This is a genomic window from Paractinoplanes tereljensis, assembly GCF_016862435.1.
Taxonomy (GTDB): domain Bacteria; phylum Actinomycetota; class Actinomycetes; order Mycobacteriales; family Micromonosporaceae; genus Actinoplanes; species Actinoplanes tereljensis.
The window spans coordinates 1-17,600 of sequence record NZ_BOMY01000064.1 but is presented as its reverse complement, the minus strand read 5'-3'; the positions used below and the strand labels follow the sequence as shown (position 1 = coordinate 17,600).

Genomic DNA, 17,600 nt, shown 5'->3' with positions numbered 1-17,600 from the left:
GGTTGTCCTCTCAGCGGCCGAGGCGCCGCAGCGCCTCCTGGCGTGCTTCAGCGATCTTCGCGCGTACGCCCTCGGCGACGGCCGGGTTCGCCACGGTTGCCGGGCCGAGCATCGCGACGCTGCCGCCGGGAATGTTCGACGCCGCCACGGCCCGCCGGTGGCTGAACGTGTCGAAGCCGGCCCGGCCGTGATAGCTGCCCATGCCGCTCTGCCCGACGCCGCCGAACGGGACGTCCGGCAGGCTCAGGTGCACGGCGAAGTCGTTCCGGGTCACTCCGCCCGAGGCGGTGCGGCGGCGGAACGTACGGAAGTCCTCGGTGTCATCGCCGTACCAGTAGGCGGCGAGCGGCGAGGGATGCGCGTTGACGTAGTCGATCGGCTCGGTGACCTCGTCGTACGGGTAGACGGTGAGCACCGGCCCGAACACCTCGTCCTGGGCCACCGTCATGTCCTCGGTCACGCCGAGCAGCAGGGTGGGGGCGATCCGGCGACCGGCCGGGTCGGGCAGCCGGGCGGCGTCGGCGTCGCTGACCCCGAGGACGGCGGTGGCGCCCTTGGCCACGGCGTCGCGGACGAGTCCGTTGACCCGCTCGAAGTTCTTGTCGTTGACGATCGAGGTGGTCGCCGGGTTCGTGAGGTAGTCCGGGAACAGGTCGAGGAAGGCAGCTTTGGTGTGGGCCACGAAGTCGTCGACCTTCGCCCGCGGCACGAACACGTAGTCGGGGCACAGGCACACCTGGCCACCGTTGACCATCCGGGAGCCGGCCACCCGCTCAGCGGCGAAGCCCAGATCCGCGTCGTGCCCGATCACCACCGGGTTCTTGCCGCCCAGTTCGAGGGTGACCGGGGTGAGGTTGTCGGCGGCGGCGCGCTGCACGATCTTGCCCACGGCCGGGGAGCCGGTGAAGAACAGGTGGTTGAACGGCAGCGAGGAGAACGCGGTGGCGATGTCGAGTCCGCCGTTGACGACCACGAGCTCGGTGGGGTCGAACTCCGCGGCGACAGCCCGGGCCAGGACGGCGCCCGCGAGGGTGTCCACGTCGGAGAATTTGATCATGACGCGATTGCCGGCGGCGATCGCCTCCGCCGCCGGCTGTACGACCAGGCTCACCGGGAAGTTCCAAGGTCCGACGACACCGACGACGCCCAGCGGCGTCACGTCGATCGTCGTCGGCAGGCCGGCCGCTTCGGAGCCGGGCACGTCGGTCGGAGCCATCCACTCCTCGAGGTGCTCGCGCAGGTGGTTGATGTTCCCGATGGCGCTGGCAACGTCGACGAAGAGGCTGAAGGTGGCCGGCCGCTGACCGAAGTCGGCGTCGAGGGCCTCGGCCAGCTCGTCGGCGGCGCCCAGGACGGCAGTCAGTAGCCGGTCGAGCCGGTTACGCCGTACGTCAGCCGGCGGTGGACCTTCCTGCAGGTAGGCGGTGCGCTGGGCGTCGAAGAGCGCGTGGAGATCCTCGATGGCGGTCATGTGCTTCTCCCTCTCAACAAAACTCGTCCACGACGCCTTCGGCGATCAGCGCGTCGACTTCCTCGCCGGACATGCCGAGCACGCGGATGAGGACGGCGCGGGAGTGCTCACCCATGACCGGCGCCGGTTCCAGCGGCGGCTCCTCGACGTGCTGGAACAGGGCGGGGCCGTTCTCGGTGGGCATCGGCTCGGCGATCCGTGGGTGGTGCATCGTCCGGAAGAACCCGCGGTGCACCAGGTGCGGGTCGTCGCGCAGCTCGGGAACGCGCTGCATCATCGCGGCCGGCACGCCGGCCGCCTGCAGTTCGGCCATGGCCTGGCGGGGCGAACGGTCGGCGGTCCAGGCCCGGACCGCGGCGTCGATCCGGTCGCGGTGGGCGATCCGGTCACGCGCGGCCGGCAGATCAAGGTCCGTTTTCAGTACGTCGTTGAGCCGTCGCCAGTCGTCGTCACCGCGCACCGTCACCACGCACCACTCGTCGTCACCGGCGCACGGGTACAGGCCGTACGGCGCGTCGTCCGGTCCGTCGTTGCCGACCGGGACGAGCGTTCCGGGGCGGACGGACTCGAAGGCCAATTGGTGCTGCAGCTGGCCGAGGATGACCTCGGCCTGGGCCACGCTGACCGTGCCGCCGCGGCCGTCGCGGCGGCGGCCGATGAGCTTGGCGAGGACGGCGACCGCTTCGACCCGGGCGGCGACGTGGTCGGGGTAGACGGTGGAGGCGTCGCTGAAGCCGTCCTCGCGGTCCGGGTAACGCCACAGACCACTCAGCCCGGCGGCGGCCCGGACCAGCGGGCCGTAGCCGAGGCGGCGACTCCACGGGCCGGTCGGGCCGAAGGCGCTGCTGTCGGCCACGATGATGCGGGGGTTGACCGCCTTGAGCTGGTCGTAGCCCAGCCCGAGGGACTCCATGGTGCCGGGTTTGAAGTTCGAGACCACCAGGTCGGACTGCGCCACCAGCCGTTTGAAGATCGCGACGCCCTCGTCGCTGCGCAGATCGAGACCGAGTCCGAGCTTGTTCCGGTGGCCGTAGGCGAACGACGCGCTGACCAGGGCGCCGTCGAACGTCTGCCGGCTGCCGTCGGGAAAGGCTTTGTTCTCCACCTTGATGACGTCGGCGCCCATGTCGGCGAACAGCCGGCCGAGCTCGGCGCCGACGACGATGACGCCGAGGTCGAGAACCCGCAGCCCGGCCAGCGGGCGGGTCCGGCCGGCCGGAGCGGTCGAGGCGGTGGCCGGCTCCACCGGCTTCAGGGCGGCGAGCACCTCCCCGGTGTGCTGCCCGTGTTCCGGCGCCGGCGTGCGGATCCCGGCGCGGCGGCCGTCCACCTCCACCAGGCCGTCGGGCATGAGTGCACCGGGGACGGACGGGACGCCGGTGAACGCCCCGCGGGTGGTGAACTGCTCGGCGTGCAGTACCTCGGTGGGCGACAAGAGCGCCGCGGTGGGCACGCCGTACTGCTGGCCCTCGGCGACGATCTGCTCACGCGTACGCGTCGCGAACAGCCGGCCGATGGCCGGGTAGATCTCGCCGGCGGCGGCGAAGCGCCGGTGCAGTTTCGCCAGCTCCGGATCGGCGAACTCGGCGGGTTCGCCGAGCCAGGTGAACATGCCCTTCCACTGCCGCGGCGCCAGGATGCAGATCCGGACCGAGCCGTCGGCGCACGGGAAGATCGGGTAGAGGTGCCGGGCGTCGGGCCGTCCGCGCGGCCCGTCGGCGGCCGGTACGCCGCCCCCGGCACTGCCGGCGATGCCGAAGCCGGGGTCGACGGCCTGGGCGGTGGCCTCGTACACCGAGACGTCCACGAGGTCACCGACGCCGTTGTCGAGGCGGTTGTAGTAGGCGACCAGCGCCGCCCATGCCGCCTGGGTGGCGGCTGACTCGTACGCGAGCGATCCGGGCGGCAGCAGCGGTTCGCGGCCGGGCAGGCCGGAACGGCACAGCGCGCCGCTGAGCGCGAGGTGCGTCCACTCGGTCGCCTGCCAGTCGCGGTACGGGCCGGTCAGCCCGAAGTCGGTGACCGCGACGACCACCAGCTCCGGTCGCCGGTCACGCAGCTCGTCCAGGTCGCCGGCGGCATGGGTGACCAGGATGTCGGCGGTGTCGACCAGGCGGCGGAAGTCGTCCGGGCCGGCCACGACGGCACGCTTGTTGGCGTTGTGGGTGGCGTAGTAGAGGCTCACGCCGTCGACCACCGGTTCCTGCCGCCGGGACGCGGCGCCCTCCGGCGGCTCGACCCGGATCACGTCGGCGCCCAGGTCCGCGAGCAGGCGGGAGGTCATCTCGCCGAGTCCGTCGGTGCGGTCCACGACCCGGACTCCGGTCAGGGGCAGTCTTACGTCCACGGCGGCCTCCTCGGCGTGCGGTGCGGTAGGTCACACGATCACCGCAGGTCCGGGGGTCCGTAAATCACTGTTTCGCGCACGTTACGTGCCGCGATCCGCAACGTGTCCGGGCTATTCCTTGCCGGTGATCGTTCAGTAACGTCAGACTGGCCGGATGGACATCGCGCAGCTGCGCTGCTTCCTCGCCGTGGCCGAGGAACTGCACTTCGGCCGGGCGGCCGAACGGCTGCACATGACCGCCTCCCCGGTGAGCCGGATCGTCAAGGACCTCGAACGGGAACTGGATGCCGAGCTGTTCGTCCGCGGTTATCACCAGATCCAGCTGACCCCGGCCGGCCGGGAGCTCGCGCTGCGGGTGCCGCCGCTGCTCGCCGAGTTCGACCGGTTGCGCAGCGACATCCAGCTGGTCGCCGCCGGCGAGGAACGGGTGGTGCGCCTGGGCGGCTCACACCTGTCACCGCCGCGCATCCTGGACACCGTCGTGGAATGCGTGGAGCGGGGAAATCCGGGCCGCCGGGTCGAGGTCGAGCTGGCGCCGTCGTCGGAACTGCTGCCGGCGCTGAGCCGCGGCGAGCTGGATGCCGCGGTGGTCCACCTGCCCGTCGACGAGCCGGTCGTCCAGACCCTGCCGCTGGCGTCCTACCGCTTCAACATCGTGATGCGCCGTGACGATCCGCTGGCCGGGCGCCCGGCGCTGGCCGTGGCGGACCTGAGCGACCGGACCGTCGTGACCATGCCGTTGTCGCTGCAGCCCCGGGCCATGCAGCAGATGCGCGACGAGCTGATGAGCAAGGGCCTGGGGCGGCTCCGGTCGGTGGCCGGCCCGGACTCCGCCATGATCGCCGGTCACGTGCGCCGCACCGGCGACCTCGCCCTCTCGCTGGCCCCCGCGACCGGCGGGTCGGCGCGTGTGTTCGACGATCCGGCGTTCGCCATCGTGCCCCTCACCGACGGACCACGCTTCCATCTGGGCCTGGCCTGGCTGGCCGCTCGGGCCGACGACCCGGTGGTCAGCCGCACGGTCACCGCGGTCCGGGCAGGCTGGGCGGAGGGCGAGACCGAGATCTGACCGCGTGCTCGACGGCGGCTGCGCGCCGACCGGATCCTCATCACCGCCACGGGCGGCGCGCGAGCCTGGATCAACGAGGGCCCGCGGGGGGCGAGCGGCACGTTCCGCGACATTGGCCGGATCGCCGGTGACAGCGGACTGCCGCCGGCCGACATCCAGTTCGCCGACATGGACGGCGACGGCAAGGCCGACTTCTCCCGCATCGGCTGGACCGGAGTCACACACACCTGGCTGAACAAGCTCCCGGCCGACTATTTCAAGGTGTTCCACCCATAGGCCCGCGACACGTACGCGGCGATGGTCTCCCGCTGCCCCGCGGTGAGCGGCGACGGCCCGCGTAGAAGGACCTCACCGAGCCTGCTGAGCAGGTCACTCGGTGGTACCACCGATGTGACGGAACGGTCCGGTTCATTTTGGAAGGGTGTGGCTGATGTCGTCGAAGTGGCCCTGGACCACCTCACCGGTGCCTCATCACCGGCGCCGGACGCGGTCTCGGCTGGGAGGTGGCCGTCGAGCGGCGGGCCGGGGCGCCACGGTGATCGTCAGCTCGCGTCGGCGGCCCGGCAGGCCGGGGTGGAGCACCTGGTCCTGTTGTCCTCCAGCACTGTGCTGGCGCCGAACGCGGCGTCCAATCCCATCGCGGCACAGCACACGACGGTCGAACGCGCGCTGGACGATGCCGGCCTCGACCGGCCCGGCTACTTCGCGACGAACGCGTTCCGCTGGCAGTCGATCCGCACGCACCGCGTGCTGCGCACTGCGTTTCCCGATGCCATCACCGCCCCGGTCCACGAACGGGACATCGTCGAGGTGGCGGTACGCGCGTTGCTGACCGACTCCCAGAACACCGCCTACGTCGTGCTCGGGGCGGGTCCGGTGGCCATCCGCGACCAGGTCGCGGCGACCGCCGAGGCACTCGGTGGACCCGTCCGGTTGGAGCAGGTCGACGTCGCCACCTACCGCGCCGAGCTGACGGCGCACCTACCCGAATCGCTTGCCGATCGGCTGATCGGGGCCGACGGCAGTGTGCCCCCGCTGCCCGCCGCCCTGGCCATCGATGCCGTGCCCGAGCTCCTGGGCCGGCGCGCTCTGACGTTCCCCCGTGGGCCCGCGACCACGCGGACGATTTCCGCTGATCGTGCACCGATCCTTGCCTCTCCGGTCGCGGAGGCGGTGACTGCCGGCGGCATCCGACACGATTCTTGAGTTGTTGCATGGACATTGAGCATTCAAGCGGAGGCCGGAATGACGCAGAACGGCACGAGCGATCCGGCCCTCCCGTACCCGTTCGGCTGTGCGGATCGGCTGGAAGTGGACAACGCGTACGGAGCGCTTCGTCAACAGGAGACGATGGCGCGAGTGCGTCTGCCGTTCGGTGAGGATGCCTGGCTCGCCACCCGGTACCCGGATGTCAAGGCCGTCCTCGGCGATCCGCGGTTCAGCCGAGCTGCCACCGTTGGACGGGACGAACCACGCGTCACTCAGCAGCAGCTGGGCACCGGAATTCTGTCGATGGACCCGCCCGACCACACCCGTCTGCGCCGGCCGGTCCTCAGGGCCTTCACCGCCAGGCGGGTGGAGCTGCTACGCCCCGCGACGGTGGCGACCGCCAACGAGCTCATTGATCGCATGGAGTCGATCGGTCCACCGGTGGACCTGGTCGAACACTTCGCGACCCCGCTGCCGGTGCGAGTGATCTGCGGTCTGCTCGGCGTTCCGGTGGGTGACCAGGATCTGTTCCGGACCTGGTCGGAGGCCTTCATCTCGTCGACCTCTCTCAGCCCGGAGAAGATCCAGGAATACATCGGAAATTTGTACTCCTACATTTCCGGCCTGATCGCGCAGCGACGAGTCACGCCGTCCGACGATCTGCTCACCGCGATAGTGCAGGCGCACGACGATCGCGAGGAAATCACCGAGCAGGAAATGGTGGAACTGGCGGCCGGCCTGCTCGCGGCGGGCCACGAGACCACGGTCCTGCAGATTTCCAACTTCATGTACGTGCTGATGCGGCACCAGGCCGAGAGGGAGAAGATGACGGGCGACCCGTCTCTGATCCCGTCGGCGGTCGAGGAGCTTCTGCGATTCGTGCCCCTGTTCGCCTCGTCCACGTTCGCGCGTTACGCCACTGAGGACGTACGGGTCGGCGGCACTCTCGTGCGGGCCGGCGATCCGGTCGTCCCGTCGTTGACCTCGGCCAACCGGGATCCTTCGGTGTTCACCGACCCCGATCGCCTGGATGTGACGCGCGCCGCCAATCCGCACTTCGGCTTCGGCCACGGCGCCCACCACTGCATCGGCGCGCGGCTGGCTCGCATGGAGTTACAGGTGTCGCTCGAGACGCTGCTCACCCGTCTGCCGAACCTGCGGCTCGCGGCCGATGATGACCAGGAGCTGTGGAAAGAGGGCTTGATTCTCCGCGGTATGAAATCAATGCCGGTGACCTGGTGACCGGAGTGAATGGAACCGCAAGCCTGAGCGGCCGCGTCGCGCTGGTGACCGGGGCTGCGGACGGTCTCGGCTTCGCGACCGCCGCGGAGCTCGGTCGCGCGGCGGCCACCGTCCTGGTTCATGGCCGCACGCAGCTCAAGGCCGAGCGGGCGGTGCAGCGTCTGGCGGAGATGCCGCACAGCCAGGCGGGCCGGTACATCCCGGTGTACGCCGAGTTGAGTTCCGGCAGCGAGCTGCGTGACCTTGCGTCGAACGTACGCGAATTGACCCCGGACGGCCTGCATGTGTTGATCAACAATGCGGGCGCCCAGTTCAGTGAACGACGCCTGACCGTCGATGGGCTCGAGATGACGACTGCCGTCGTCCATGTGGCGGCTGCGGCCTTGTCCCGCCTTCTCATCGGCCATCTGCGGAAGGGCGCCGCCACGGCCGGGGCACCGTCCCAGGTGATCAACGTGACATCGATCAACGAGCGGTTCGGGCGGCCGGTCACCGATTGGAGCTATGCGACGGGCTACGGCCAGGTACGCGCCTATTCCAACGCGAAGCTCATGGCATTGGCCTACACGTACGGCCTCGCGCGACGAATCGACGAGAACGAAGTCACCGTCAGCGCCGCCGACCCCGGCGCGGTCTTCACCGACTTCGGCCGGAAGGCCGGCGGCTCCGCCGGACGGATGGATCGCCTACTGCGTCCCGTCGCACCCCTGCTGATCGCGAGCCCGGAACGAGCCGCACGCCGCAGCGTGATGCTGGCCATGGCCCCCGGCAATGTCCGCCGTACCGGAGCGTTCTATGCGCGAGGCGCCCGGCGCACGTCCTCGAGGCGATCGCGCGAGAAGCCGGTCATCGACCGGGTATACGCGCTGACCGAGGAGAGACTTGCCGAACTTGGATTCTGATGTTCAGCCGGTGCGCGAACGCACCGGGCTCGACCGCGGTCCGGAAGCCCTCCAGCAGGCCATGGCGCTGCTCCGGGCACGCTTCATCGATCTCCTCGCCCAGCTCTCCGAGGCGAAATGGGAGCGTCCCTCGCGATGCGCCGCCTGGTCCGTGCACGACGTCGCCCGGCATGTGCGTGACTGCGCGCTGACCCACACCGCGCTGCTCGCCCATCGCCCACCGCCGTTGGGAAAGGCGCCGTTCGATCCGCGGTCGTCTCCGTTCGAGTGGCTCCGGCACTCCGCCGGCACGCCAACCACCCAGACGATGGACGACCAAGGCGCTCTTGGCCTGACGGGTACAGCCGGCTACCCCACGATTGGGATGCTGGCAGGACTGACCGGTGGCGCTTTCCCCAACAGACTTCGGCCATGACTTCTGACGCAGTTGTTTACACGCCACGCCGCCGGGCGGTGGTGGCGCTTTTCGCTTCTATCGCCGTCGCGCTCGGGCTGACCGGCGCCGCCGCGGTACGGCCGAGCGAGGCGACCTCCACACCCGCCGCCGTCGATCCGGCTTCGAGTTCGGCGTTGCAGAAGGCAGCCGACGCGGTGGTCGAGGCGGGCGCCGTCGGACAACTTTCCCGGGTCGACGACGGCCTCCGGATCGTTCGGGCCGCGTCCGGCCGGGCGGACCGGGTCACCGGGCGGTTCCTACGCGCCGACGACCGCTTTGAGATCGGCAGCAACACGAAGACGATGATCGCGACCATCGCACTGCAACTGGTCGCCGAGGGCCGGCTCCGTCTGGACGATCCGGTGGGTGAAGTCCTGCCGGGAACCGGCGGCAAAGCGATCACGCTGCGCATGCTTCTGCAGCACACCAGCGGCCTGTACAGCTACACCGACCCGGCCTTCATGACCGGTGTGATCGCCCACCCCGGCGCGAGATACCGGCCGGAGCAACTGGTCGCCGCCGCGCTGCGGCACCCGCTGACGTTCGCGCCGGGCACGGGCTGGGCCTACTCCGACACCGACTACATCGTGGTCGGAATGATTCTGCGCCGGGTCACCGGCCGGACACCGGCCGAGCTGATCCGCGACCGGATCGCACGCCCGCTCGGCCTGCGGCACACCTACCTGCTCACCGCGCTGAACCTGACACCGGCCCTGGTTACGCGCACGGCTACATGGGCACCTTCACCGGGCCGTCGACGCAGCCGGCGCTGCACTACACCGATGTGTCGACGTGGGCGCTGGGCAGCTTCGCCGGCACGGCGGGCGCGGTGATCGCCACGGCGCCCGAGCTGGGCCGCTTCTTGTCAGCGCTCCTCGGCGGCGGGTTGCTGCCACCCGCGCAGTTGGCTGCGATGAAGACCGTCGTCTCGGCGGGCGCCGGCACCGGCATCGACTACGGCCTGGGCATCATGCGTACGGACACCCCTTGTGGGACGGTCTGGGGACACACCGGCAGCACATTCGGACACGACAGCTACATGTTCGGCTCGGCGGACGGGCGTCGCACGATGGTCATCGACACTACGACCGACACCGAGCTCAATGCCCAGTCGCCCGGCTCGAACCCGATCAAGGAGGCGATGGCGGCGGCCGTGGGAACCGCATCGCTCACCGCCGCCTGCACGATGTTCGGTGAGCCGATTCCGGCGGCCTAACGGGGCCAGTCTCGGAGCGCCTTCGGCAGGCTGACCGTTGCGCCCATCGCGTACGCCGCGTCGAACGCCTCGCGGCTCATCACGCGCCTGATCGCGTCGACGAGTCGCCGGCGTTCCGCGGCGTCGTCCGGATCGGGAATCCGGCCGTGATTGTCGTAGTCCTTGTCGGAGGCGCCGAGGAGGCTGGCCGCCCGCTCCGGATCGCCTCCGGCGCAGCTGACCACTGCCGCGCCGAGGGCCATCTCGGCCAGCTGGTCGGTGTAGCCGAGCCTCAGCGCCTGCGTCCGGGCGGCGGTGAACAGATCGTGCGCGGTGGCGACGTCACCGAGATGCAGCTCGACGTAGCCGAGGTTGTGTCGTTCCATGATGGCCATCCGCGGCTCACCGATGGACTCGTTGAGTTGGATGCTCTCCCGGTACAGGGCCCGGGCGCTGGTGAGGTCGCCGGACATCCGGGCCACTGCGGCCTGGATGTGCAGCGGCGTCTGCAGCAGGTTGCGATCCGGCCGGGACTCCGCCAGTCGCCGGCCCCGGCGTGCCAGCTGCTCGGCGGCGGCGAAGTCGTGTCGGCGGATGCAGGCTCGGGCCAGCATGCACACCGCGGCCAGTTCGCCCGGTACGTCGCCGGCCGCCCGGGCGCGGACGATCTCGGCCCGGCTCAACGCTTCGAGCAGCTCGGTGTGCCCGCCGCGGAACGCGGCCTTCGCCTGTTCGACGTACGTCACCACCCACTCATGGTGCCCGCGGCCCGCATCGCGACGCCACAATTCGTCCGAAAAGGCAGGTCCGTGACATCACCGATCAGATCGGAAGTCACGGGAGCGTGCCCGACCTAGGTTCGGCCTATGACAGGTGCTGCGTTCAGGCCCTTCACGGGGTTCTACGAAGGGGATGTCCACGACGTCCTCTCGAGCTTCCGCGAGCAGCAACCGGTCGCTCCCCTGACTCTGCTGGACGGCCGGATCGGGTGGCTCCTGACCCGCCACGACGACGTACGCCAGGCCCTGGTCGATCGCCGTCTGGTCAAGGACGGCCTGCTGTCGCCGGTCGGCTACCAGCCGGCGGTGGCGTCCGATGTCGACGAGGCGACGCGGCATCACATGCTCGTGGTCAATCCGCCGGAACACGGTCGTCTGCGTCGCGCCGTTCAGCCCGCCTTCACGCCCGGGGCCATGAAGGCGCTGGCGCCCGCAATCCAGTCGATCACCGACCGCCTCGTCGACCGGTTCCTCGCGCCCGGGAAACATGATGTGCTCGCGGAGCTCGCCTTCCCGATCCCGATCGCCGTCATCGCGGAGATGCTCGGTGTGCCCGAGTCGGATCGTGAGACGTTCGCCGAGTGGTCGCACGTCATGGTCGCCGGTGCGGCCCGGCGCGAGGAACTGCCCGAGGCGCAGGCCAACCTGGTCGCCTACATCCGTACGCTTCTGGAAGCCAAGCGCCGGCAACCCGGAGCCGACCTCGTCTCCATGCTGGCCGGCGCCGGCCGTGAGGAGGACGGGCTGACCGAGAACGAGATCGTCTCCACCGTCTATCTGCTTCTCCTGGCCGGGCACGACACCACCGCCGGGCTGATCGGCAACGGCCTGTACCGCATGCTCGAGGACCGTGCGCGCTGGAACCTCCTACTGACCCGGCCGGAGCTGCTGCCGGCCGCCATCGAGGAGCTGCTCCGCTACGACAGCCCGGTCCAGCTGACCACTCACCGGGTTGTCGCCCAGGACGTCACGTATGGCGGGCAGGTGATTCCGGCCGGATCGACAGTCCTCATCTCCATTCTCTCGGCGAACCGCGACCGTCGGCGCCACGCCGAGCCGAACACTGTGGATCTGAGCCGGCAGGACCTGTCCCACCTCGCGTTCGGCCACGGCATCCACCATTGCCTGGGCGCACCGCTGGCCCGGCTGGAGGCCCGCACGGTCTTCGCGTCGCTGCTGACGCGTTGTCCTGGGCTCGAGCTGGCGGACGGGTTCGTGCCGCGGTGGCGGCCGAGTGTGCTGATGCACGGACTCGTGGAGCTTCCGGTGACGGTCTCAGAGAACGCCGGCCCGGATGGCGAACGCCACGGCGTGCACCCGGTTGCGTAGCGAGAAGCGACGCATGACTCCCCACAGGATGTACTTGACCGTGCGTTCCGAGATTTTCATCGCCTTCGTGATCTCGCTGGTGTCGAGGCCTTCGGACAAGTGCCGCAGGACGGCGATCTCGCGCTCGGAGAGGCCGAGTCGTATGGCCGCGGCCGTTCTGCCGACACGTACCGACCGCAATTGATCATCCAGATCGGCGCGGACACGCGGGGGTGCCGCTTCCTCGCCACCCAGGGTGCGGCGGATCGCGGCGAGCAGGTTGCTCCACGTCGCGTCGGCAACGTGCAGGATGCTGGTGACCCCGGCGGCGGCAAGCGCCGTCAATTCGGCCTCCACGCTCTCGTCGGCGATGACGACGACCGCCGACCCGTAGGTTTCGTGTGACTCGATCAGCGGCCGCATCGTCTGCCCGCTCCGCCCGGTCAGGTCGGCCACCACCACGTCGCTGCGCGTGCCGGTGGAGAACGGGTGAACGGACAGGCCGGGCAGCTTCTCCAGGAGCTTCACGATGCCGGTCTCCCGGAGCTGCTCGCCGGCGAGAACCGATACCACGATCGGTCGCCCTCGGCGGACCTGGGCCTCGCAAGCGGCTGGCGCGTGGGACGACGACATGCCAGAAACGCTACGGGCGGCCGGCGGCCCGATCGATCACACAGACATGTCAACTCGGTTCGCTCCGGCCGCCGGCGTCGAGGTAGCGCAGGACGGCGATCACCCGCCGGTGGTCGCTGTCGGCCGGCGCCAGGCTGAGCTTGCTGAAGATCCGGTTGATGTACTTGTTGATGGCGCGTTCGGTGACGACCAGGTCGGCGGCGATGGCGGAGTTGGACCGGCCGCGTGCCATCAGGCCGAGCACCTCGCGCTCCCGCGGGGTCAGCCCGGCCAACGCGGCGGTCCGTCCGAGCCGGTTGAGCAGGCCGCTGGTCACCTCGGGGTCCAGCACCGTGCCGCCGGCCGCGACGGTGCGCAACGCGGTCAAGAGCTCCGACACGTCGCCGACCCGGTCCTTGAGCAGGTAGCCGACGCCGCCAGCCGCATCGGCCAGTAGTTCGCGGACGTAGGCTTGCTCGATGTACTGCGACAGGATGAGGATCGGCGTGCCGGGCCGGCGCCGACGTGCTTCGATGGCTGCTCGCAGGCCCTCGTCCCGATAGGTCGGCGGCAACCGGATGTCGACGATCGCCAGGTCGGGACGCTCCCGCTCGAGCGCCTCCAGCAGCGCCTCGGGGTTGTCGACGGCCGCGACCACCGTGCAGCCGAGCTCCGTCAGCAGCCGTTTCAGCCCTTCCCGCAACAACAGCAGGTCTTCGGCGATCACTACGCGCATGGCATCTCCACATGCAGTACGGTCGGGCCGCCCACCGGGCTGCTCAGCGACAGTTCCCCGTCGAAGGCGGCGACCCGGCGTCGCAAGCCGGCCAGCCCGGTGCCGGCTTGTTCGTCGGCGCCGCCGCGGCCGTCGTCCATGACGTTGATGCGGACGCGGTGACCGTCGCTGCGCACGGTGACCTCGGCCTGGTCGGCGTCGCTGTGCTTCACCACGTTGGTCAGCGCCTCGGCCACCACGAAGTACACGGCGGACTCCAGCGCCACGGCCAGACGGTCGGCGACGTCGACCGTGACGGCGATCCCGCGCAAGCCTGAGCCGGCGTGTTCGGCCAGCGATTCGATGCCACCGGTCAGGCCGCGGTCGGCCAGGATCGGCGGATAGACGCCGCGCACCAGGTCTCGCAGTTCCCGCAGCGCTTCGCCGACCTGGTCGCGCGCGTGCGCCACGAGCTGCCGGGTATCCGCCGGTACTTCGTGCAGCTTGAAGTCGAGCAGACCGAGCACCATGCTGAGCGACTCCAGACGAGCCTGCACACCGTCGTGCAGATCCCGCTCGATTCGGCGCAACTCGGCGGCCTGCACCTCCAGCGCTCCGGCGCGCGACTCGGTCAGCACGGCGATCCGCCGGGTGAGGCGGCCGCGGCGCATTCCGCCGGCCAGCAGAAGGTTGACCCCGGCGTGCCAGCGCGGCAGCCCATGACTGCACGCCGCCGCGATCAGCGTGACGACAAAGCCGAGCAGCGTGACGACGAAAGCGTTGTTGGTGCTGCCGACCATCACGACAACACCCGGCAGGGGATTCTCCGATACCAGCCGCCACCACAGCGGTGTACTCACCGTGACGAGCGCGAACGCCCACATCACCGAGCTGAGCGCGAGTACCCCGGGCCCCAGGACAGCCTGGCAGAGCAGCCAGGGCACCGGACGGATCGCCGGCTGCGAACCGCGCTCGGCCGGGCCCAGGGCGATGGTGTCCAGCCGCCTCTGGCGGGCGACGAGCGCATCGAACCGCGGCCGCAGGGCCTGGTGCCGGGCCGCGAGCACCGGCCAGCGCAGCACGAGCAGCAGCGCCCGCACGCCGGTCAGCGCATTCGCGAACATCAGGTGGAAGTCTTGGCGGATCAGCGGTCCGGCCCTCCCCTGCTCATGGTCCGGATCAGGGAACCCGGACGATCGGCCGGTGGAAGGCGCCGCCCTCCTGGAGCGGGTCGCTGCCGATGTCGTGCACGTGGGGCTCGCTCAGTGGAGGAGCGCCGGCGGCGTCGATCCGGGCGAGCTGCCGGGGCTTCGGCCGCCAGCAGCAGCTCGCGTTCGGCTTCGCGTTCGCTCGCGCCGTATTCGATGGTGATCGCCGCCGGCGGCGCCCAGCCACGCAGCTCGGCCAGGGTCGCGGCGCGAGCCACTTTCCAAGCGGGGTGGGCGCCGAGGCCGAACTCTTCGGTGCCGAGCGCCATTTCGGACACGCGTAAACCGGTGGAGCCTCCGAGCACGCGATACCTCATCGATGGCTCCTGACTGTCACGTAAGTCAATCGCGACAGTAGCCAGCATGGGCGAGCGCAGCATCATTACTACCGACGGCCGCCGCACCGACACGCGTGACCACATCCGGGCGGCGGCGATGGAGGTCTTCAGCGAGCGCGGCTGGGCGGGCGCGACCCTGCGCGAAATCGCCGACCGGCTCGGCATCACCCGCAGCTGACACGCTGACCGGCTCGCGATCAGCGGTGCCGGGCGCCGCCCGTTCGCACCGGCAGGCCGGCCAAGCCCCGGATCATGCCGGACGTGCGGCGGCTGATCCGGCCGTCGAGCCGCAGGTCCGGGAATCGCTGGGCGAGCCCGGCGATCGCGACCGTGGCTTCCAGGCGCGCGAGCGGGTAACCCGCGCAGTAGTGGATGCCGCCGCCGAAGGCGAGGTCCGCGGGCCTGGCGGTGCGCGTGGGATCGAAGCGGCCCGGATCGCCGAAAGCGGCCGGGTCGCGGTTGGCGCCCCCGAGGAGGGTGACGACGTACTGACCGGTCTCGATCAGATGACCGGCAATCTCGACGTCCTCCCGCGCCTCTCGCCCGGCTCGCTGGACCGGAGGATCGAACCGCAGAGTCTCGGCCACCACCTTCTCGGCCCAGATTTCGGGCTCCGCCACCAACGCCGTCCAGGCCTCGGGGCGCCGCAGGCAGGCGTACACCGCGTTGCCGATCAGGTTGGTCGTCGTCTCGTACCCGGCGACCAGCAGTGTGGTGCACAACGGCAGCAGCTCGTGGCCCCGCACGTCCCGGTCGGCCTCCCCGATCAGGCGGCTGATCAGGTCGTCGCCCGGGGAACCACGTCGGAGCTCGATCAAGTCGGCGAGGAGGCGGTCCAGTGCCCGGCTCGCGGTCCGGAGCCGCGCCGCCTGGGTCATGGAACCGATCCCATCGATAGCGCCGCCGAGCACGCCGGCGTGCCGAGCGAACGCCTCCTGCCGCTCGGCCGGGATACCCAGGATCGCGCCCATGACGGCCAGTAGCAGCTGCCGGGCGAGGGCGCCCATGACGTCGAAGCGTCCGCTCTGTTCGGCCCGGTCCAGCAGCTCATCGACGGTACGTTCGACCAGCGGCCGATAAGCGACGGCGGCCTGTGGCCCGAGATCGGACCGGATCGCCCGCCGGAGCCGGGTGTGGTCGGGCGGATCCATGCCCAGCAACGAGGTCTCGAAGTCGTCGCGCAACGACTCGTCGACGGTGAGTCGATCGGGCCGGGCGCCGAACCGCCGATCCCGCAGCACCGCCCGGCAAACCTCATGATCGACGCTGACCCACAGGCCGGACCGGGCCCGAGACAGCCGTCCCCTCTGCCGGAGCTGCTCGTACAAAGGGTAGGGATCATCGTGCCAGGCGGCCAGATGCAGCCGTGCGTCCAGGTCGCCGTGGACGTACCCGTGTGCGGCCAGGCTGAGCCGACGCCGATAGACGCCGTGGGTGAGGCGTACGAACGTGCTGAATGTGCTCATGCCATGGCTTCCCACTCATCGGACCGGATCCAGCTGCTGTGCGCGCCGATCGGGACGCGGACCGGCAGCCGGACGGTCGCCACCGGCGCGCCGGTCAGATCCGCGGCATCCAGGACGACGAGTGCCGTCACGCCCGCCGCCAGGTCGGTCCGGAAATACAGCAGCCAGCCGTCGGACTCCGCCCCGTCGGGCGCCCGGGGAACGAAAACCGCCTCGCCGGCCAGAACACCCGGGCCGAGCTGACGTACCTCGCCGCGGCCGGAGTGGCGGTCGAATCGCAGAAGTCCCGACTGCTCGCGGGAGGAGTCATGGGTGATGCCGTAATGGAGGCGCCGCGGCCGGCACTCCCGGCGAGGGTCGGTCCGGGGCAGCTCGTGCGGACGGTCGTCAAGTGGACGGGCGACGGCGTGGTCCGCACCCGGCTCCGCGTGCCACTCCCACAGAGTGGCCGGACGGGCGAGCGGGTCCGTGCCGTCGTCGAACAGGCTCGCGTACCGCAGAGCGTGCACGGTGAGGCCGCCGTCGGGCGCCTCCTCGGCGCCGACGATGTGATACACGAAGCACGGCTCGATCGCGAGCCAGCGAACCGGGCCGCCCGCGCGGGGCAGCAGGCCGATGCGAGACCGATGCCGTCCGTGCCACCGGTAGGGAAAGGCGTGCGCGGCCGCCCGGCGTACGTCGAAGCGGACCGGCAGGTCGAAGAAGACCACGGAGCGGTCCGTCAGCCCGATGTCGTGCAGCAGCGGCCGGCCACCGAGGTCGACCCGGCCGGCCAGGTTGACGTGGCCGTCGGCGGCCACCACCACGTGTTCGGCCCACCGGCGCAGCGGCGAGTACGCCAGCGCGTGCAGTTCCCCGGTGGCCGGGTCGACCTTGGGGTGCGCCGCGAAACCGCGCGGGAGCTGGCCGTTCAGGTCGGTGTACCGGATCGACTCCAGCGTCTCGGACAACTGCACCGGCAGGCAGCCCGACTCGACGAGCGCGAGCAGGACCCCGTGGTGGGCGATCAGGTTGGTGTTGACCGTGTCGATCGGAAAGTGCCGCGGTCCGGGTGCCGGCGTCTCGCCCAGGGCCCGGGCGACCCGGCGCGAGCGTATCCAACGGTTGCGGAACCATGCCGCCCGGCCGTCTCTGAGCCGCACCCCGCAGACTAGGCCGTCCTGCATGAACCACGGGTAGGAGCCGTCGAACGCCCTCCGTGGCTGGCCCGCGGGGGCCGGGCCGATCTGGGTGAACAGACCGTCCAGGCCGGACGGGAGTCGGCCCTCGACGGATAAAGCGTGTTCGGTGTGCTCGCGCTTCA

Annotated in this window: 17 protein-coding genes and 1 pseudogene; 9 read left to right on the top strand and 9 right to left on the bottom strand. The window is 70.4% G+C overall.

Annotation, left to right across the window (positions count from 1 at the left end; translation table 11 throughout):
- Positions 1-10: 10 nt before the first annotated feature.
- On the bottom strand, positions 11-1,471 hold the full coding sequence (locus Ate02nite_RS47000; protein ID WP_203814516.1) for an aldehyde dehydrogenase family protein: 1,461 nt from the start codon (positions 1,469-1,471) through the stop codon (positions 11-13).
- Between the two features lie 13 nt (positions 1,472-1,484).
- Complete coding sequence (locus Ate02nite_RS46995) at positions 1,485-3,818, bottom strand: CaiB/BaiF CoA-transferase family protein (RefSeq protein ID WP_203814515.1); 2,334 nt, start codon at positions 3,816-3,818, stop codon at positions 1,485-1,487.
- 154 nt (positions 3,819-3,972) lie between these two features.
- Between Ate02nite_RS46995 and Ate02nite_RS46990 the strand changes: the two genes are divergently transcribed.
- The 7 genes and pseudogenes from Ate02nite_RS46990 to Ate02nite_RS49930 all read left to right on the top strand — a co-directional run bounded on the left by Ate02nite_RS46990 (position 3,973) and on the right by Ate02nite_RS49930 (position 9,892).
- Positions 3,973-4,887, top strand: a complete 915-nt coding sequence (locus Ate02nite_RS46990; protein WP_203814514.1) for a LysR family transcriptional regulator — start codon at positions 3,973-3,975, stop codon at positions 4,885-4,887.
- An 18-nt stretch (positions 4,888-4,905) separates the two neighbouring features.
- Positions 4,906-5,163: an FG-GAP repeat domain-containing protein gene (locus Ate02nite_RS49675; protein ID WP_203814661.1), complete on the top strand. Its 258-nt coding sequence runs from the start codon at positions 4,906-4,908 to the stop codon at positions 5,161-5,163.
- Between the two features lie 297 nt (positions 5,164-5,460).
- Positions 5,461-6,093, top strand: a complete 633-nt coding sequence (locus Ate02nite_RS46980) for a Rossmann-fold NAD(P)-binding domain-containing protein (protein ID WP_203814513.1) — start codon at positions 5,461-5,463, stop codon at positions 6,091-6,093.
- Positions 6,094-6,132: 39 nt separating this feature from the next.
- On the top strand, positions 6,133-7,338 hold the full coding sequence (locus Ate02nite_RS46975) for a cytochrome P450 (protein WP_203814512.1): 1,206 nt from the start codon (positions 6,133-6,135) through the stop codon (positions 7,336-7,338).
- Positions 7,335-8,240: an SDR family NAD(P)-dependent oxidoreductase gene (locus Ate02nite_RS46970; RefSeq protein WP_203814511.1), complete on the top strand. Its 906-nt coding sequence runs from the start codon at positions 7,335-7,337 to the stop codon at positions 8,238-8,240. The genes Ate02nite_RS46975 and Ate02nite_RS46970 overlap by 4 nt, the downstream gene beginning before the upstream one ends.
- 10 nt (positions 8,241-8,250) lie before the next feature.
- On the top strand, positions 8,251-8,655 hold the full coding sequence (locus Ate02nite_RS46965; RefSeq protein ID WP_203814510.1) for a maleylpyruvate isomerase N-terminal domain-containing protein: 405 nt from the start codon (positions 8,251-8,253) through the stop codon (positions 8,653-8,655).
- A pseudogene (locus Ate02nite_RS49930) lies at positions 8,652-9,892 on the top strand (serine hydrolase domain-containing protein). The gene Ate02nite_RS46965 and the pseudogene Ate02nite_RS49930 overlap by 4 nt, the downstream one beginning before the upstream one ends.
- Here the strand turns inward: Ate02nite_RS49930 and Ate02nite_RS46955 are convergent.
- On the bottom strand, positions 9,889-10,620 hold the full coding sequence (locus Ate02nite_RS46955) for a tetratricopeptide repeat protein (protein WP_203814509.1): 732 nt from the start codon (positions 10,618-10,620) through the stop codon (positions 9,889-9,891). The pseudogene Ate02nite_RS49930 and the gene Ate02nite_RS46955 overlap by 4 nt on opposite strands.
- A 117-nt stretch (positions 10,621-10,737) precedes the next feature.
- On the opposite strand from Ate02nite_RS46955, the gene Ate02nite_RS46950 reads away from it, so the two are divergent.
- Complete coding sequence (locus Ate02nite_RS46950) at positions 10,738-11,979, top strand: cytochrome P450 family protein (protein WP_203814508.1); 1,242 nt, start codon at positions 10,738-10,740, stop codon at positions 11,977-11,979.
- Here the strand turns inward: Ate02nite_RS46950 and Ate02nite_RS46945 are convergent.
- Genes Ate02nite_RS46945 through Ate02nite_RS46930 form a run of 4 tightly spaced genes read right to left on the bottom strand, consistent with a single transcriptional unit; the run spans position 11,926 to position 14,810 of the window.
- Positions 11,926-12,591 carry a helix-turn-helix transcriptional regulator gene (locus tag Ate02nite_RS46945; RefSeq protein WP_203814507.1) on the bottom strand — a complete coding sequence of 222 codons (666 nt, stop codon included), beginning with the start codon at positions 12,589-12,591 and terminating at the stop codon, positions 11,926-11,928. The two genes, Ate02nite_RS46950 and Ate02nite_RS46945, sit on opposite strands and share 54 nt — an antisense overlap.
- A 49-nt stretch (positions 12,592-12,640) precedes the next feature.
- Entirely contained in the window at positions 12,641-13,306 is a 666-nt protein-coding gene (locus Ate02nite_RS46940) for a response regulator transcription factor (protein ID WP_203814506.1), read from the bottom strand.
- Entirely contained in the window at positions 13,297-14,409 is a 1,113-nt protein-coding gene (locus Ate02nite_RS46935) for a sensor histidine kinase (RefSeq protein ID WP_203814505.1), read from the bottom strand. The genes Ate02nite_RS46940 and Ate02nite_RS46935 overlap by 10 nt, the downstream gene beginning before the upstream one ends.
- A gap of 20 nt (positions 14,410-14,429) precedes the next feature.
- The gene (locus Ate02nite_RS46930; RefSeq protein WP_203814504.1) at positions 14,430-14,810 is read right to left on the bottom strand and encodes a hypothetical protein; all 381 of its coding nucleotides are present in this window, start codon (positions 14,808-14,810) and stop codon (positions 14,430-14,432) included.
- 46 nt (positions 14,811-14,856) lie between these two features.
- On the opposite strand from Ate02nite_RS46930, the gene Ate02nite_RS46925 reads away from it, so the two are divergent.
- A complete protein-coding gene (locus tag Ate02nite_RS46925) occupies positions 14,857-15,009 on the top strand; it encodes a helix-turn-helix domain-containing protein (RefSeq protein WP_203814503.1) in 153 nt (50 codons plus the stop codon).
- Between the two features lie 19 nt (positions 15,010-15,028).
- Here Ate02nite_RS46925 and Ate02nite_RS46920 read toward each other — a convergent pair whose 3' ends face one another.
- Both Ate02nite_RS46920 and Ate02nite_RS46915 read right to left on the bottom strand, forming a co-directional pair.
- Entirely contained in the window at positions 15,029-16,297 is a 1,269-nt protein-coding gene (locus tag Ate02nite_RS46920; protein WP_203814502.1) for a cytochrome P450, read from the bottom strand.
- Positions 16,294-17,600: carotenoid oxygenase family protein (locus Ate02nite_RS46915; protein WP_203814501.1), on the bottom strand; the 1,307-nt coding region annotated here is incomplete at its 5' end. The genes Ate02nite_RS46915 and Ate02nite_RS46920, both read right to left, overlap by 4 nt.

Coding starts and splice junctions, on each gene's coding strand:
- Ate02nite_RS46950 (WP_203814508.1), top strand. CDS start 10,738: ATGACAGGTGCTGCGTTCAGGCCCTTCACGGGGTTCTACGAAGGGGAT.
- Ate02nite_RS46920 (WP_203814502.1), bottom strand. CDS start 16,297: ATGAGCACATTCAGCACGTTCGTACGCCTCACCCACGGCGTCTATCGG.
- Ate02nite_RS46935 (WP_203814505.1), bottom strand. CDS start 14,409: ATGTTCGCGAATGCGCTGACCGGCGTGCGGGCGCTGCTGCTCGTGCTG.
- Ate02nite_RS46975 (WP_203814512.1), top strand. CDS start 6,133: ATGACGCAGAACGGCACGAGCGATCCGGCCCTCCCGTACCCGTTCGGC.
- Ate02nite_RS46925 (WP_203814503.1), top strand. CDS start 14,857: ATGGGCGAGCGCAGCATCATTACTACCGACGGCCGCCGCACCGACACG.
- Ate02nite_RS46940 (WP_203814506.1), bottom strand. CDS start 13,306: ATGCGCGTAGTGATCGCCGAAGACCTGCTGTTGTTGCGGGAAGGGCTG.
- Ate02nite_RS46990 (WP_203814514.1), top strand. CDS start 3,973: ATGGACATCGCGCAGCTGCGCTGCTTCCTCGCCGTGGCCGAGGAACTG.
- Ate02nite_RS47000 (WP_203814516.1), bottom strand. CDS start 1,471: ATGACCGCCATCGAGGATCTCCACGCGCTCTTCGACGCCCAGCGCACC.
- Ate02nite_RS46945 (WP_203814507.1), bottom strand. CDS start 12,591: ATGTCGTCGTCCCACGCGCCAGCCGCTTGCGAGGCCCAGGTCCGCCGA.
- Ate02nite_RS46930 (WP_203814504.1), bottom strand. CDS start 14,810: ATGAGGTATCGCGTGCTCGGAGGCTCCACCGGTTTACGCGTGTCCGAA.